Source organism: Brevibacillus sp. SIMBA_040 (assembly GCF_046535075.1).
In the GTDB taxonomy this organism is placed as follows: Bacteria; Bacillota; Bacilli; order Brevibacillales; family Brevibacillaceae; genus Brevibacillus.
The window spans coordinates 1-524 of sequence record NZ_JAWRXI010000055.1; the positions used below are offsets into that span (position 1 = coordinate 1).

Sequence of the window (524 nt, forward strand, 5' to 3'; positions counted from 1 at the left end):
TTCCAAAGTCCGCTTGAGCTTCTCCCCCTGGGTGTTCTAAACGAAGATAAGGCTCCGACTTTTCGATTTGCAGTTCTGATTTCCGTTTGGCAACATAGTACCGTACGGTACGGTCTGATCCTGCAAAGCCAAATTCGGAAACAAGACGATCATAGATACGTTTTGCTGTGTGCCGTTGTTTTCTCGGACGAGTTTGATCTTCCATGAGCCAGGTATCCACTTGTTCACGGTAAGCTTCCATGATAGGAAATTTCCCTCGAAGAGGTGGCTCTGCTTTATTCCAATCCGAGCAGTCAGCATATTTCTTTGCTGTTCTCCAGTTAATACCCGTTTGCTCTGCAATCTGGGAGATGGATTGATCTTTTACATCTCGTAAGTATTTGATATAGTGTTGTTGAGCCATTGCCAGCATTCCTTTCATCCCTCTCCTATCTGTTCGCCAAATAGAAGAGTAGGGGGTTGTTAGTTAGCTGGCAAGGCTTTTTTCATTTTCGGAAATGGTCTGCACTTTTCGGTTGCCAAAG

At 44.8% G+C, this 524-nt stretch carries 1 pseudogene; it reads right to left on the reverse strand.

The annotated features are described in order from the left end of the window. Nucleotides 1-421, reverse strand: a pseudogene (locus SB752_RS31910) (IS21 family transposase); the annotation flags it as partial. Between the last annotated feature and the right edge of the window lie 103 nt (nt 422-524).